The sequence below is a fragment of the Streptomyces sp. NPDC058246 genome (assembly GCF_042881985.1).
Classification (GTDB): domain Bacteria; phylum Actinomycetota; class Actinomycetes; order Streptomycetales; family Streptomycetaceae; genus Streptomyces.
Genome location: NZ_JBHVWZ010000004.1, coordinates 265,309 through 277,945 on the forward strand (window position 1 = coordinate 265,309; position 12,637 = coordinate 277,945).

The window sequence follows — 12,637 nt, forward strand, 5'->3', positions numbered from 1 at the left end:
AACACCGATGTCGTCTCGACCGATACCTCACGGGTATGGACGTAGCTACTCGGCGGGTATGGGCGCAGCTACTCTGCGGGTATGGACGCAGTGGAGACGCGGGAGCTCGCCTATTTCGTAGCTGTGGCCGAGGAGCTGCACTTCGGCCGCGCGGCCCGGCGGCTCGGCATGGCGCAGCCACCGCTGTCCCGCGCCATCCAGCAGATCGAGCGGCGGATGGGGGTGGTGCTCCTGGAGCGCACGAGCCGTTCGGTGAGGCTGACACCCGCGGGCAGTGTCTTTCTCGCGGAGAGCCACAAGGCGCTGGACGCGGTCGCCGCCGCGGTGCGGCGGACGCAGCGGGCGGGGCGGGACGTGCCGCGGCTGATGGTGGCGATGAAGCCCGATGGGGACGCGGGCCTGCTGGAGCGGATCATGCCGGTGTACCGGCGGGACCCGGATGCCGTCGCGGTCGAGGTGGTGGTGTGCGGGATCGGCGAGCAGGCGCGGATGCTGCGCGACGGGCGCGTCGACCTCGCGTTCCTGCACGCTCCGCACGACGACCTCGGTGGGTTCGACGCCGAACTGCTGCTGGCCCAGGACCAGGTGGCGGTGCTCCCGCGCCACCACCGACTGGCCGAACGCGCCGCCTTGGTGCTGGCCGATCTCGACGGCGAACCGTTCCCCCGCTGGCCCGGCACGAGTGCGCACGAGGCGAGCGGCCCGGAGGTGCGCGACGCCGGGCAGCTGATGCAATTGGTCGCCCTGGGCCAGGTAGTCGCTGTGGTCCCGGAATCCGTGCGACGCCACCCGCGGTCGGATGTGGTGTGTGTGCCGGTGCTCGACGCGCCGAGGAGCTCGATCCTGTTGGCGTGGCCCGAGCGGACGCGGTCGCGGGCGGTGGCCGCGTTCGTCCGGGCAAGCACGGAGGTTGCGGCCGGCGGTCGGGTGATCGAGACGGTGGCGGATCGCTAGGCGGGGGAGACCGCGGCAACCGTGGCTGTGCCTGTAGCTGGCTGCAGCCCGGAGCCGTAGCCAAAGCCACAGCCGTGTTCGCAGCTCTCGTTGCGGAGCTGGGCGCACACCGACTTCGCGTAGCGGAGCCGCCGGTGTCTCCGCCGGAGCCGCCAAACCGCCCCGGAAGCCGGTCGGTGATGAGGCAGTTGACGCCGCGTCCGCGCAGCTCGACGGCTGCGGCCGGTCCCAACCGGCCGCTTCCGGCGTGGTCCCTGGGCGGCCGCAGCCGCTGCTCGACCATGAGCTCGGGCAGGGAGCGCCTCGGATGCGAGGTGCGGGGGCGGAAGTCACGATGGGATGTGGAAGGGGGATCAGCGCGTCCATCCAGCCCCGGCACGACGGGAGGTGCCCAGTGGCAGGCACCGGATCGGCCAAGCGAACGGGCAACCTGTTCTTCGCGTTCGCCCCCTGGATCATCTTCGACGTCGTGGCGAGCCCCAGTACGTGGGAATACGCGGCCCTGGCGGCGCTGCTGGCCTCCATCGTGCTCAGTCTGGGCGACATGCGACGGGGCAGCTTCAAGATCCTCGAGGTGACCGGGATCGTCTTCTTCGCGGTCCTCAGCCTGCTCGCGCTCGCCCTCGACCGCCACGATCTCATCTGGCTGGAGACCTACGCGCAGACGCTCGCGAACGGTGTCATCGCCCTCGTCTCACTCGTCTCCCTCGCGTTCGTGCCGTTCACGACTCAGTACGCCCGCGAGTCGACGCCACGTGAGTACTGGGATTCGCCCACGTTCCGGCACATCAACTTCGTTCTCACCGCGGTGTGGGCCGCCGTGTTCGCGGCCACGGCTGTGCTCGGCCTGATCGCCGTACACACCAAGGGCATGTCGGACTGGCTGAACTGGATCGTTCCCGTGGCTCTTCTGGTCCTGGCCGTCCGGTTCACGGAACGCTATCCGGATCACTACACCGCGAGACAGGAGACCCAGCGGGCCGTCGTGTAAGTGCGGACCGATCCCCAGGCGCCGTGTGGATGCGTGCCCGTTCCGGCGGTCGCAGGGAGATCACTTCGCAGGGGAGATCACCGTGACCACACATACCACCGCTTTCGACCCGGCCCGGGTCGCGCATCTCACGGGCCGGTTCGCCCCCGTGACCGATGAGGTCGACGTACTCGCCCTGGAGGTGGACGGTCGGCTGCCGGACGATCTGGACGGGCTGTATCTGCGGAACGGGCCCAACCCCCGCTTCAGTCCCATCGGTTCCTACCTGTTTCCGATCGACGGTGACGGCATGATGCACGGGGTGTGGATCTCCGAGGGTGAGGCCCGCTATCGCAACCGCTTCGTCCGCACGCCCGCCGTGCGTGCCGAGGAAAAGGCGGGTCGCGCCCTGTGGGGCGGCCTGGAGTCCATGATCACGCCGAGCGAGGCGGAGGTCGGCCCCGATCTCGCGCACACGTTCAAGGATCTGCCGGACATCAACGTCGTCCGGCACGCCGGACGGCTGCTCGCCCTGGCGGAGGCCGCCTGCCCCTTCCGGATGTCGCCCGAGCTGGAGACCGTCGGCAGGGAGACCTTTGGCGGGGCGCTGGCCGCCGGCATCACCGCCCATCCGAAGGTCGACCCGGTCACCGGCGAGATGGCGGTCTTCTGCTACGGCCTGGAGCCGCCCTACTTGACCTGGTCGCTCATCGGCCCTGCCGGGACGGTCACCTCCGGTCCCACACCGATCGCCGGTGTGGACGAGCCGATGATGATCCACGACATGGCCCTGACGGCCCGCTATCTCGTCCTGGTGCTGGCCCCGGCCTTCTTCGACGTCAACGCCGCCATGAACGGCGGATCGCTGATCGCCTGGCGGCCGGAACGCGGGACGCGGGTCGCGCTGATCCCCCGTGACGGCGGACCGGTCCGCTGGGCGAACGACGAGGCCTTCTGGATGTGGCACACGGTCAACGCGTACGACACCGGGCCCGACGCGGGCGTCGTGCTCGACTACGTCCAGTGGCCGCGCCTGACCCTGGGACCCGCTCCCGCCGCGCAGAACTCCCCGGGTGAGCCCAGCGTGCCCAGAGGTCTGATCCGGGCGGTCATCGACCCGGCGACAGGCCGCATCGAGCGGACTCCGCTGGACGACGCTTGGGTCGAGTTCCCGCGCGTGGACGACCGCAGGATCGGCCGACCCCATCGCTGGATCGCCCTGGCCGCCGACAGCGCGCGGACGCAGGGACTGTTGCCCGGCGAGTACGACGCCGTGCGGTGGTACGACACGCAGAACCCTTCAGCACCGTCCCACGTGTGGCACGCCGGCAACCTCTCCGTCGGGGAGCCTGCCTTCGCCGCCGTACCCGGCCGTGAGGACGAGGGGGAGGGCTACTGGATGACCTTCGCCACCGACCGCACCGACGACAGCAGTTGGCTGCTGGTCATTCCGGGACAGGATCCGGCTTCGGGCCCCGTCGCCCGGCTGCGCATCCCGGTCAGAGTCCCCCTCGGCCTGCACGGGGCATGGCTCCCCACGGAGGAATGACACGCGATCGCTCCTGTACTGAGGGTCGGCGCGACCGGAGGGGGCCCGGCGGTTCCCTTGCGTACACGCCGTCGCCGGGCCCGTTGTGGGGCGTGAGAACGATCGTGGTCTTCGGGACGTGAGAGTTGGCGTAGGGTGGGGGAACAACGACGCGGGGTGGAGCAGCTCGGTAGCTCGCTGGGCTCATAACCCAGAGGTCGCAGGTTCAAATCCTGTCCCCGCTACTCGAAACCGAGGGGCCGGCACATGTGCCGGCCCCTCGGTCATGTTCTCCTCGCGCCGTCGGCGGGTGCCGCCGGGTGGATGGCTCGGGCGAGACATCCGGCTGACAGACACCACCTTCTTCTGGACGCGGCGCCACGGCGGCGACTGCCGGGACGTCGAGGGAATCGATCGAAAGCGCCCCGTGAAGCGGAATGATTGATTTTCCTTAGGGAATCACTGGTGCGCATTGTCGGCCAATCAGTGGGACTCCCGCGGCTCGCCCCGCCACGCCGCTTCTAGATGCCGCGTGGCCGGAAAGAACGCTGAGGGCGGCTCCGAAGGGAGGCGCGAGGCGCGGAGCGGTTGACCTGTGCAACGGGCGCAGCGGGTTCGCGCGCACCGCGGCGTGCCCGTGTGTTCCCGACATGAGCGCAGGTGAGGTGCGCCGCCATGGCCGCGGAGCGAGTGACCGGTCTCGTGCGGCATCTGCGCGGCCGTGAACGGCCCCCGCGACCGCCGGCCCGCACCGGGGGCGCTGCGCGGTCCGAGGGCTGGGGCATCGCGCGGTCGGGTGTGGCCAGTCACCCCCCGGCCAAATCTGCCACTCCTGAGCGGTGGCACGTGTCCGCCCGGCCCTTGTCGCTGTCGTCGGCCGATGGTTAGGCTCCGCCTCGCTTTCGCACTTCGTACACATTTTCTGCACATGTGGGCCGGTCGACGCGCCGGCCCGCTGGCTTGTGGCGCATGGTGCGACGTTCCCGGCCCGGGGGCGCCGCCGTCCAGGTACGGGGGAGGTGGACACGGTAGACGCATGCTCGGCACCGCAACCGCCCAGGAGTTCACGGCGGCCCCGCGGCGAATCCGCCCCCTCGACGCCCCAGCCGCCACGCGCCGCCGGCGGACTGCGTGACGTGCGGCTTCTGTGGGTGACGAACGCCGTCGACGGTCTGGGCAGCCAGGCCTCCGGAGTCGTCTTCCCCCTGCTGCTCCTCCACTTGGGGCACAGCGCCGCAACCGCCGGCGTGTTCGCCAGCGCGGCCGCGTTCACGGGTGTGGTCCTCGGACCGCTCGTCGCCGTACCCGCCGACCGGGGGCACCGCCGCCGCATCATGATCGCCACGGCAGTGCTGTCCGCCCTGGCCATGGCGGGACTTGCCACCGTCGCTGCCCACGGCGGCGCCTCATTTCGGCTCCTGGTGGCCCTCGCCCTCACGGAGCGGCTGTGCGCGGTCGCCTACGAGGCCGCCTCCCGCGGCGCCCTCGTACACCTCGCCCCGCCGGACGAGTTGCCGCGGGTCGCGGCCGGAATCCAGGCGGGTGACCAGGTGGCACTGATCGCGGGCCCCGCGCTGGGCGGGGCTCTCTTCCAGCTGACCCGCCCCCTGCCCTTCCTGGCCGACGCCGTTTCGTACGCCATGACCGCGCTGGGCGTGCGGGCGATCCGCACCCCGGTCGACACCCCCCACGGCCACCACGGCTCGCGACCGCGGGCCCGCGAAGCGCTCCGCGCGCTGCCCGGCGCCGCAGGAGCCGGTCTTGCCCTCGTCGCCCGCTCCGCCGTGCTGAGACTGGTCGTGACGTGGACGGCGGTGGCGAGCGGTGTGGTGACGCTGCTGTCCTTCACCGCGCTGTTCGTGCTCGGCGCGGACGGCGGCACCGCCTCCACCGGACTGGTCCTCGCGGCGTCCGGAGCGGCAGGACTGCTGGGTTCGCTGATGTCGGTGCGCGTGGTGCGACGGTTCGGGCCCCGCCGGGCCCTGGTGACGGCGACCTGGCTGCTGTTGGCTCCGCTCGCCGCGCTCACCGCCGCCCACGGTCCGTGGAGTTTCGGAACAGCCTTCGCCGGGCTCTGTCTGCTGGTGCCGGTGGTCACCGTCGTGCTCTCCAGCGCCGCCATCGCCGCCATTCCGCAGGAGTTGCAGTCGCGGGCCGGTGCCGTGATCGGTTCGGCGGTCGGGCTCGCCGCCGCCGGTGCGCCGGCCGCCGCGGCAGCCCTCACCACCGAGGTGGGGCCGCGGGCCCCGGCCGTCGTGTGCACGGCGCTGGTGGCCGTGCTGGCCGGATACACCCATGCCGCGGCCCGCCGGACGCCAGGCGCGGCGACGGCGGCCGGAACCCACCGGGACGATCCCGCTCCCGGGGCCGAGGCGGACAAGGAGCGCCGGCCATGACCGACCCGTACCAGGTGTTCCGCGGCTCCCTCCCGGACGTCTGCCCACGCGACGCGACCCGCATGGTGTTCGTCGGGAACGCCGGGGGCCGCTGCGAGGTGTTCGCCTGGGACGCCACCGCCCGCCGTTCCCGCCAGGTCACGGACCGGGCCGGCGGGACGGCGCACTGCGCGATCGACGCGGACGGGTACGTGTGGTGGTTCGAGGACGACGCGGAGGGTCGGGGCCGGTGGTGGTACCAGGCGTTCGAGGGCGGCCCGCGGTTACCCGGTCTGCCCGGCGCGCCCGCCGGGCAGACCCGCGGTCTGGCCGTGGCGCCGAACGGAACTGTCGCCACCGCCGTTGGCGACTCCCACGGCACGACCGTTCTCGTCGGACAGCGCGGGCGCGTCGCCCGGGAGTTGCTGCGCACGCCCACTCCGGTCCGGCTCGCAGGCCTCAGCGCGACCGGTGACCTGGTGGCCGTCGCCGCACTGCCCGGAGACGACGCGGCGGTGACCGTGCTGACCACCGACGGCGAGAGCACCGCCGTACTCCCGGGGCCCGAGGGCCCGGCGACGAGGCTGTGGTGCCTGGGATTCTCGCCACGCCACGGGGATCGGAGCCTGCTGCTCGTCCAGGAGAACGGGCACCGGTACGTCCTCGGCACCTGGACACCCGAAGCCGGGCTGACCACCCACCCATGGTGCTCCTTCGACACCGAGGTCACCGCCCGGTGGTACCCCGACGGTCGTGCCGTACTGGTCCGCCAGGAACGCCACGGCCGCTCGCTGCTGCACCGCGTCGACCTGCGCACGCGTCGTCGCACCCACATCCCCGCCCCCGCGGGCAGTCTGCTCGACGCGGCACCCCGGGCCGGCGGATCGCTCCACTACGTATGGACCGACACCGCCCACCCGCCCGAGCTGCGCTCCACCGACGGCGTCGCGCTGCCGCCCGCCGGAGCCGCCACGCTCGTGCCCGGCCGTCACACCGCCCTGTGGACACCGACCGCCGACGGTCCGGTGCACACCCTGCTCAGCCTGCCGGAAGCGCATGGCACGGCGGCACCGCCACCGGCCGTGTTCCTCGTGCACGGCGGACCGGCCGACCACGACCGGGACGCCTACGACGCCACCGTGCATTCCCTGGCCGCCTCCGGGTACGCCGTGGTGCGGGTCAACTACCGCGGCTCCACCGGCTACGGACCCGACTGGCGGCGGGCGTTCACGGACGGCATCGGACACACCCAGGTACGGGACCTGGTCGCCGTCCGCGCGGATCTCGTCCGACGCCGACTGATCGCCGAGCAGGCCGTCGCCCTGTGGGGCGTGTCGTGGGGCGGCTATCTCGTGCTGCTCGCCCTCGGCACGCAGCCGGGGCTCTGGCAGGCGGGGGTCGCCGTCAAACCGGTCGCGGACTGGGTCGCCGCACACCGGTCGACCACGCCCGCGCTGCGCGCCCTGGACGTGCGGATGTTCGGCGGCACCCCCGACGAGGTGCCCGAACGCTACGCGCGCAGCTCGCCCCTCACCTACGCGGCAGACGTCACCGAACCGCTTCTCGTGGTGGGTGCGACGAAGGACACCAAGTGTCCGCCAGGACAGATCCGGGCGTACCTGAAAGCCCTGGACGAGGCGAGTGTCGGGCACGAGGCGATGTGGCTGGACACCGGCCACGACGGCTACGACGGCGCCGCGCACGTGGCGGTGCTGCGCCGTTCTCTGCGCTTCCTGCACACCCATCTGCCCGCCGCGCGACAGCCCGCGGGCCATCAGCGTCCCCCGGCACGGACCGGGGGATCCCGGTCCCACTGATGCAGCAGTGGGACCGGGCCATGCACAGCACCATCCACCGAAGGAGGAAGCATCGTGCAGAAGGACATCATCCACAACGACCCGCTCGCGGGCGACGAGGAAAACCGCAAGCCGGGCATCGGCATCACGATCACCGTGCCGTTCCGCAACGCCGACGAGGGCGGCGACGAAGAGTGACCCGCGGCCCGGCCGGCCCGTGGACCGTCACGGGCCGGCCGGGCTCCCTTCCCCGACCTTCCTCGCCTTCACAAGGAGCCGACCGTGCGCGTCCTTCTGGTCAACATGCCCTGGTCGCCCATCGACCTGCCCTCGCTTGCCCTCGGCATCCTCAAGAGCAGCGTCGACGAGCGCGTACCCGGCGCCACATGCGAAGTGCTGCACGCCAACCTGGAGTTCACCGACTGGATCACCAGCCGCACCGAGTTCTCCGCGGAGGACTACGAGTACTACGCGCTGTCCTCCTACTTCCTCGGCTGCGGCGACTGGGTGTTCTCCTCGGCGCTGTACGACGATCCCGGCTGGAAGGACGCCGAGTTCACCCGGGTGATGACCGGCAAGCTGCGCAAGTCCCGGATGCGCATGACCCGTCATCTGCACGAGCGGGTACCCGAATTCGTCGCCGACATCGCTCGCCGCATCGTCGAGGCCGAGCCCGACGTGGTCGGCTTCACCTCCACGTTCCAGCAGAACACCGCCGCCCTGGCCGCGGCCCGGCAGGTCAAGAAGCTCGCCCCGCACATCAGGACGGTGATGGGCGGAGCCAACTGCGACGCGGAACAGGGCGCCGCGGTCCACCGCAATTTCCCGTTCGTCGACTACGTGGTGCGCGGCGAGGGCGAACAGGCCTTCCCCCAACTCCTCGCGACCCTGCAACGCGACGATCCCGACCTCACGACCGTCGCGGGCCTGTGCCACCGCGGCGCCGACGGCACACACCTCGCCAACCCGATGCCCACCGGCCCGCTGCCTCCCGCGGCCATCCTTCCCCCCGACTACACCGGCTACTTCGAACGGCTCGCGACGTCCGTGGCACGCCATTGGGTCGAACCGAAACTCGTCGTCGAGGGCGCCCGCGGCTGCTGGTGGGGCGAGAAGCACCACTGCACGTTCTGCGGACTCAACGGCTCGTTCATGGAGTTCCGCAGCAAGAGCCCCGATGTCTTCTACGAGGAGATCATGGACCTGGCACGACGCCATCGCGTGCTGGACATGTACGTCGTCGACAACATCCTCGACATGGGCTACCTGAAGACCGTCCTGCCCCGGATCATCGACAGCGGCCACGACCTGCGCATGCATATCGAGATCAAGGCCAACATGCGCCGCCCCCAGCTCCAGGTCCTCGCCGACGCCGGACTCATCTACGTCCAGCCGGGCATCGAAAGTCTCAACAGCCGTGTGCTCGACCTGATGGACAAGGGCGTCAGCGGCTGCCAGAACGTCCGCATGCTCCGCGACGCCGCCGAGACGGGCCTGTCGGTCTCCTGGAACTACCTGCACGGCTTTCCCGGCGAGACCGCCGAGGACTACGAACCCGTCATACGTCAGCTGCCGGCGCTGGAACACCTCAATCCACCGGTCGACCTGTCCGCCCGTATCGCCATCGAACGCTTCAGCCCCTACTTCAAGCGACCCGAACTGGGCTTCACCGGCCTGCGTCCCGAGGAGCACTACCGCTTCACCTACGACCTGCCCGAGAACGAACTGTACGACCTGGCCTATGTCTTCGAAGCACCGGAACGCGGCATCGAGGAAGACACCGTGAACAAGCTCAACGACGCGATCGCCGCGTGGAAGAAGCGCCATGTCGACGCACGCCTGACGCACCTGGACCTCGGCGACCAGATCGTGCTGGTCAGCCGGCGGCACGCCTTCTCCTGGCGGACCATGCGGCTCACCGACCCGTTCGAGCTCGCCGCATTCCGATTCCTGGACCAGCCCCACACGCCCGCGGCCCTGCTCCGCAAACTGCACGGCGGCTCAGCTCCCCTCACCGACCGCACACCGGCCGACGTACAGAGGCTGCTGGACAGTTGGGTCGGGCACGGCCTGGTGTTCACCGACGCCGGGCAGTACGTCCACATCGCGCCGGCGGCCGTCAACCAGGACCTGCTGCGCCTTGACTACATGCGTCACACGCACGGACGCCCCCGCTCCGAGCCCGCCCTCGTCGACCTCGTACCGCAGAGCGGTCCCGCACTGTCGGCCCCGTCGGCCGCCCTGTCCTGACGATCTCACGGAGGACGCACACGATGACAACGCACGCCGCACCGAAGCCTGTTGTACGGGCATGGCGCGACCACGACGCCGACGCCCGCGAGCTGCCCGGCATGTCCCTGGGGCGCATCCCGCTCACCGCCGACGCCGCAGACGCCGACCGCCTGTGGGAGAGCGGGGTGCGGCTCGTCGAACTGGAACGGCCGGTCGACCTCGGCGCCATCGGCGACGCGGCGCACCGTGAGGCTGTCGACCTCCTCTGCCTGATCCGCGACCTGACCGCACGGGCCGTACAGGTCGACTGGGACCTGCGGCTGCCCGCCGAGGGCGACGCGGAGCAGTGGAAGCTGCTGTCCCACCTGCACCCACCGCGCGGTATCACGGGTCTCGACGACGGAGACGACGTACTGCACGCCTGGCGGACCCGTCACTACCTGTGCAAGCTGGTGTGGCGTCAGGGCCCCGGCTTCGTCCAGATCCGCGACCGCCGCTGGGGCGACCTGCGCCGCTTCACCGCCGACGAATCCCACTACCTGGACGCCATCGCGCGCCTGGACCGGGGCGTCGCCCACACGAGCGTGTCCGCCGACGTCCTCGCCGAGTTCACGGCGGAGCATCTGGTGCTGCGCGTGGGGGAGTTGGCGTGGTGGCTGCCGTACCGGGTCAACCGGTGGCTGCAGGAGGCGATGGCTGTCTGAGGACCGCCCCGGGTGGACGCCCACCTACCCTCGCGCCCGCCTCAGCGTCAGAGAAGCTTGAACGACGCGAGGTTGTACAAACCCTGGCCCAGGGCCCTACCCACCGTATACAAGAGGGGATGTAGAGCCTGCGGGACAGGAGTTCGCGTCACCGCGGTTGTCGCACGCACGCATGCGTCCGTGCGCGCCGCCTGCTGCCTGGTCGACGGCCTGGTCGGTGGCCCGGCCGGTCCCGCGCGTTGTCACCGCTTCAGGGGAGGGGCACGATGAATCACCACTCGCGCGAGGACGGTACCGTCCCAAGACGTCGGCGCGCCGTCGCACTGGGAGCCGCGCTCAGCAGCTGCGCCCTGGTGGCGGGCTTCGCTCCGGCGGCCTCGGCCACGGCCGAACGAGGGCACGCGCATCACCGCAAGGACTACGTGGCGCTCGGCGACTCGTACACCTCGGGCCCTTTGATCCCGCGTCAGGTGGATGCGAACTGCGCCCGGTCCGACCACAATTATCCCTCGATCGTCGCGGCCGACCGCGACACCGCCACCTTCACCGACGTCAGCTGCGGTGGCGCGACGACGGACGAGATGTGGAAGGCGCAGGGAACCAACGGACCTCAGCTGGACGCCGTGCAGCGCGACACCGACCTGGTGACCTTGCAGATCGGCGGCAATGACATCGGCTTCAGCTCCATCATCAGCACGTGCGCCGGGCTCAGTTCGAAGGATCTGCCGGGGAACCCCTGTCAGCAGTACTACGGTTCCACCGGAGTGGATCAACTCACGCTGAGGATCATCGAGACCGCTCCCAAGGTCTCCCGCGTGTTGCGCGCCGTGCACGCCAGGGCACCACACGCGCGCGTGGTCGTCGTCGGCTACCCCGACCTCCTCCCCGACGACGGCAGCGGCTGCTACCCGTCGGTTCCGTTCGCCACCAAGGACTTCCCCTATCTTCGCGACACCGGCAAGCGGCTCAACCTGATGCTGCGCACCGTGGCGTTGCTGAACCGGGCCGAGTACGTCGACACCTATGGGCCGACCGTGGGGCACGACATGTGCAAGGCGCCCGCGGACCGCTGGATCGAACCACTCCGTCCGGCCTCGCCCGCTGCTCCCGCCCACCCCAACGCCAAGGGACAGGAAGCCATGGCGGGGGCGGTGCTGAAGCGCCTCGGCGGGAATGACGGACACCACTGACCGTGTCGGTGACGAAGCCTGCCTGATTTCGGGCGTACGTGATGACGGCCCATAGCAACCACGTTGGGGTGGAACGGGCCGTCATCGAGTACCGGGGGCGCCGGTGCGTCAATCGGTGCGTGCAATCGGTGCGTGCAATCGGTGCGGGCCGTCAGCCGCCGACAGGGCCGGTGTAGGAGCCCGGGTGCGTGGCGCCGTCCTGGAGCAGGACACTGCCGCCGGGCCAGGCCAGCGTCGCCGAGGTGGTCTCGTTCGGCGGAGTGATGACGACCGAGGTGGCCTTGAACTCGGTGCCGCTGTCCTGGGTCCACGGCAGGAAGGTGAGGGTGAACGTCGTGCTGGTGCCGGCGGCCAGGGTGACCTTCTTGGGCGTCGCGCTGGTGCGGGTCAGTGACCAGCTGCCTTTGGAGGACTTCAGATCCACCCCGGGGAATCCCTGGACGGTGCACGCGGCGGACGTCTTGTTCTTCAGCACCACGACCAACTGCTGCTGGTCGTCCGAGCTGCTGACCTTGCCGTCACCGGAGCCGAACGAGAAGCCCAGGCCGCCCGTGTGGCAACGGCTCGCGCCGGTGTCGGTGTTCGTACCACCGGTGGCCGTGCTGCTGCCCGCGTCCTTGGTGGCGCCCGCTTCGTCTGCTGGGGCGTCGCTGGATGCGGTGGCCGAGGGCGAGGAGGCGGGTGCGGACGACTGGCCGCCGCCCGAGGCTCCGCCGCTGCCGCTGCCGCTGCCGCTGCCGCTGCCGCTGCCGCAGGCGGAGAGCGTCAGGGCCAGCGCGGAGGTGGCGGCGAGTGCGGTGGCAGCGTGGAGCAGTCGCATGATGATTCTTCCCCGTTGGATCGTGGGCACCGGCGGGCGCCGTGCTGATCACCATGATGCGAGTGGGA

At 70.7% G+C, this 12,637-nt stretch carries 10 protein-coding genes and 1 tRNA gene; 10 read left to right on the plus strand and 1 reads right to left on the minus strand.

The window, feature by feature from the left end; all coding sequences use genetic code 11:
- Nucleotides 1-90 precede the first annotated feature (90 nt).
- From ACFVXA_RS08370 to ACFVXA_RS08415, 10 genes are all read left to right on the plus strand, one after another.
- Nucleotides 91-954, plus strand: coding sequence for a LysR family transcriptional regulator (locus ACFVXA_RS08370; protein WP_389470861.1), 864 nt, complete (start codon nucleotides 91-93; stop codon nucleotides 952-954).
- 394 nt (nucleotides 955-1,348) lie between these two features.
- Nucleotides 1,349-1,945, plus strand: coding sequence for a hypothetical protein (locus ACFVXA_RS08375; RefSeq protein WP_362030771.1), 597 nt, complete (start codon nucleotides 1,349-1,351; stop codon nucleotides 1,943-1,945).
- Between the two features lie 82 nt (nucleotides 1,946-2,027).
- Complete coding sequence (locus tag ACFVXA_RS08380) at nucleotides 2,028-3,473, plus strand: carotenoid oxygenase family protein (protein ID WP_390024289.1); 1,446 nt, start codon at nucleotides 2,028-2,030, stop codon at nucleotides 3,471-3,473.
- A 150-nt stretch (nucleotides 3,474-3,623) separates the two neighbouring features.
- Nucleotides 3,624-3,697: transfer RNA gene (locus ACFVXA_RS08385), tRNA-Met, on the plus strand.
- 891 nt (nucleotides 3,698-4,588) lie between these two features.
- The gene (locus ACFVXA_RS08390; protein WP_390024291.1) at nucleotides 4,589-5,848 is read left to right on the plus strand and encodes an MFS transporter; all 1,260 of its coding nucleotides are present in this window, start codon (nucleotides 4,589-4,591) and stop codon (nucleotides 5,846-5,848) included.
- The gene (locus tag ACFVXA_RS08395; protein WP_390024293.1) at nucleotides 5,845-7,644 is read left to right on the plus strand and encodes an alpha/beta hydrolase family protein; all 1,800 of its coding nucleotides are present in this window, start codon (nucleotides 5,845-5,847) and stop codon (nucleotides 7,642-7,644) included. Before ACFVXA_RS08390 ends, ACFVXA_RS08395 begins: the two co-directional genes overlap by 4 nt.
- A 54-nt stretch (nucleotides 7,645-7,698) precedes the next feature.
- Nucleotides 7,699-7,821 carry a hypothetical protein gene (locus ACFVXA_RS08400; RefSeq protein WP_256257095.1) on the plus strand — a complete coding sequence of 41 codons (123 nt, stop codon included), beginning with the start codon at nucleotides 7,699-7,701 and terminating at the stop codon, nucleotides 7,819-7,821.
- 84 nt (nucleotides 7,822-7,905) lie between these two features.
- Nucleotides 7,906-9,873 carry a RiPP maturation radical SAM C-methyltransferase gene (locus tag ACFVXA_RS08405; RefSeq protein ID WP_390024295.1) on the plus strand — a complete coding sequence of 656 codons (1,968 nt, stop codon included), beginning with the start codon at nucleotides 7,906-7,908 and terminating at the stop codon, nucleotides 9,871-9,873.
- A gap of 23 nt (nucleotides 9,874-9,896) precedes the next feature.
- Complete coding sequence (locus ACFVXA_RS08410) at nucleotides 9,897-10,559, plus strand: DUF5825 family protein (protein ID WP_390024297.1); 663 nt, start codon at nucleotides 9,897-9,899, stop codon at nucleotides 10,557-10,559.
- Between the two features lie 266 nt (nucleotides 10,560-10,825).
- On the plus strand, nucleotides 10,826-11,749 hold the full coding sequence (locus ACFVXA_RS08415; RefSeq protein WP_390024299.1) for an SGNH/GDSL hydrolase family protein: 924 nt from the start codon (nucleotides 10,826-10,828) through the stop codon (nucleotides 11,747-11,749).
- Between the two features lie 151 nt (nucleotides 11,750-11,900).
- Here the strand turns inward: ACFVXA_RS08415 and ACFVXA_RS08420 are convergent, their stop codons facing one another.
- Nucleotides 11,901-12,569, minus strand: a complete 669-nt coding sequence (locus ACFVXA_RS08420; protein ID WP_390024301.1) for a DUF4232 domain-containing protein — start codon at nucleotides 12,567-12,569, stop codon at nucleotides 11,901-11,903.
- Nucleotides 12,570-12,637: the final 68 nt, after the last annotated feature.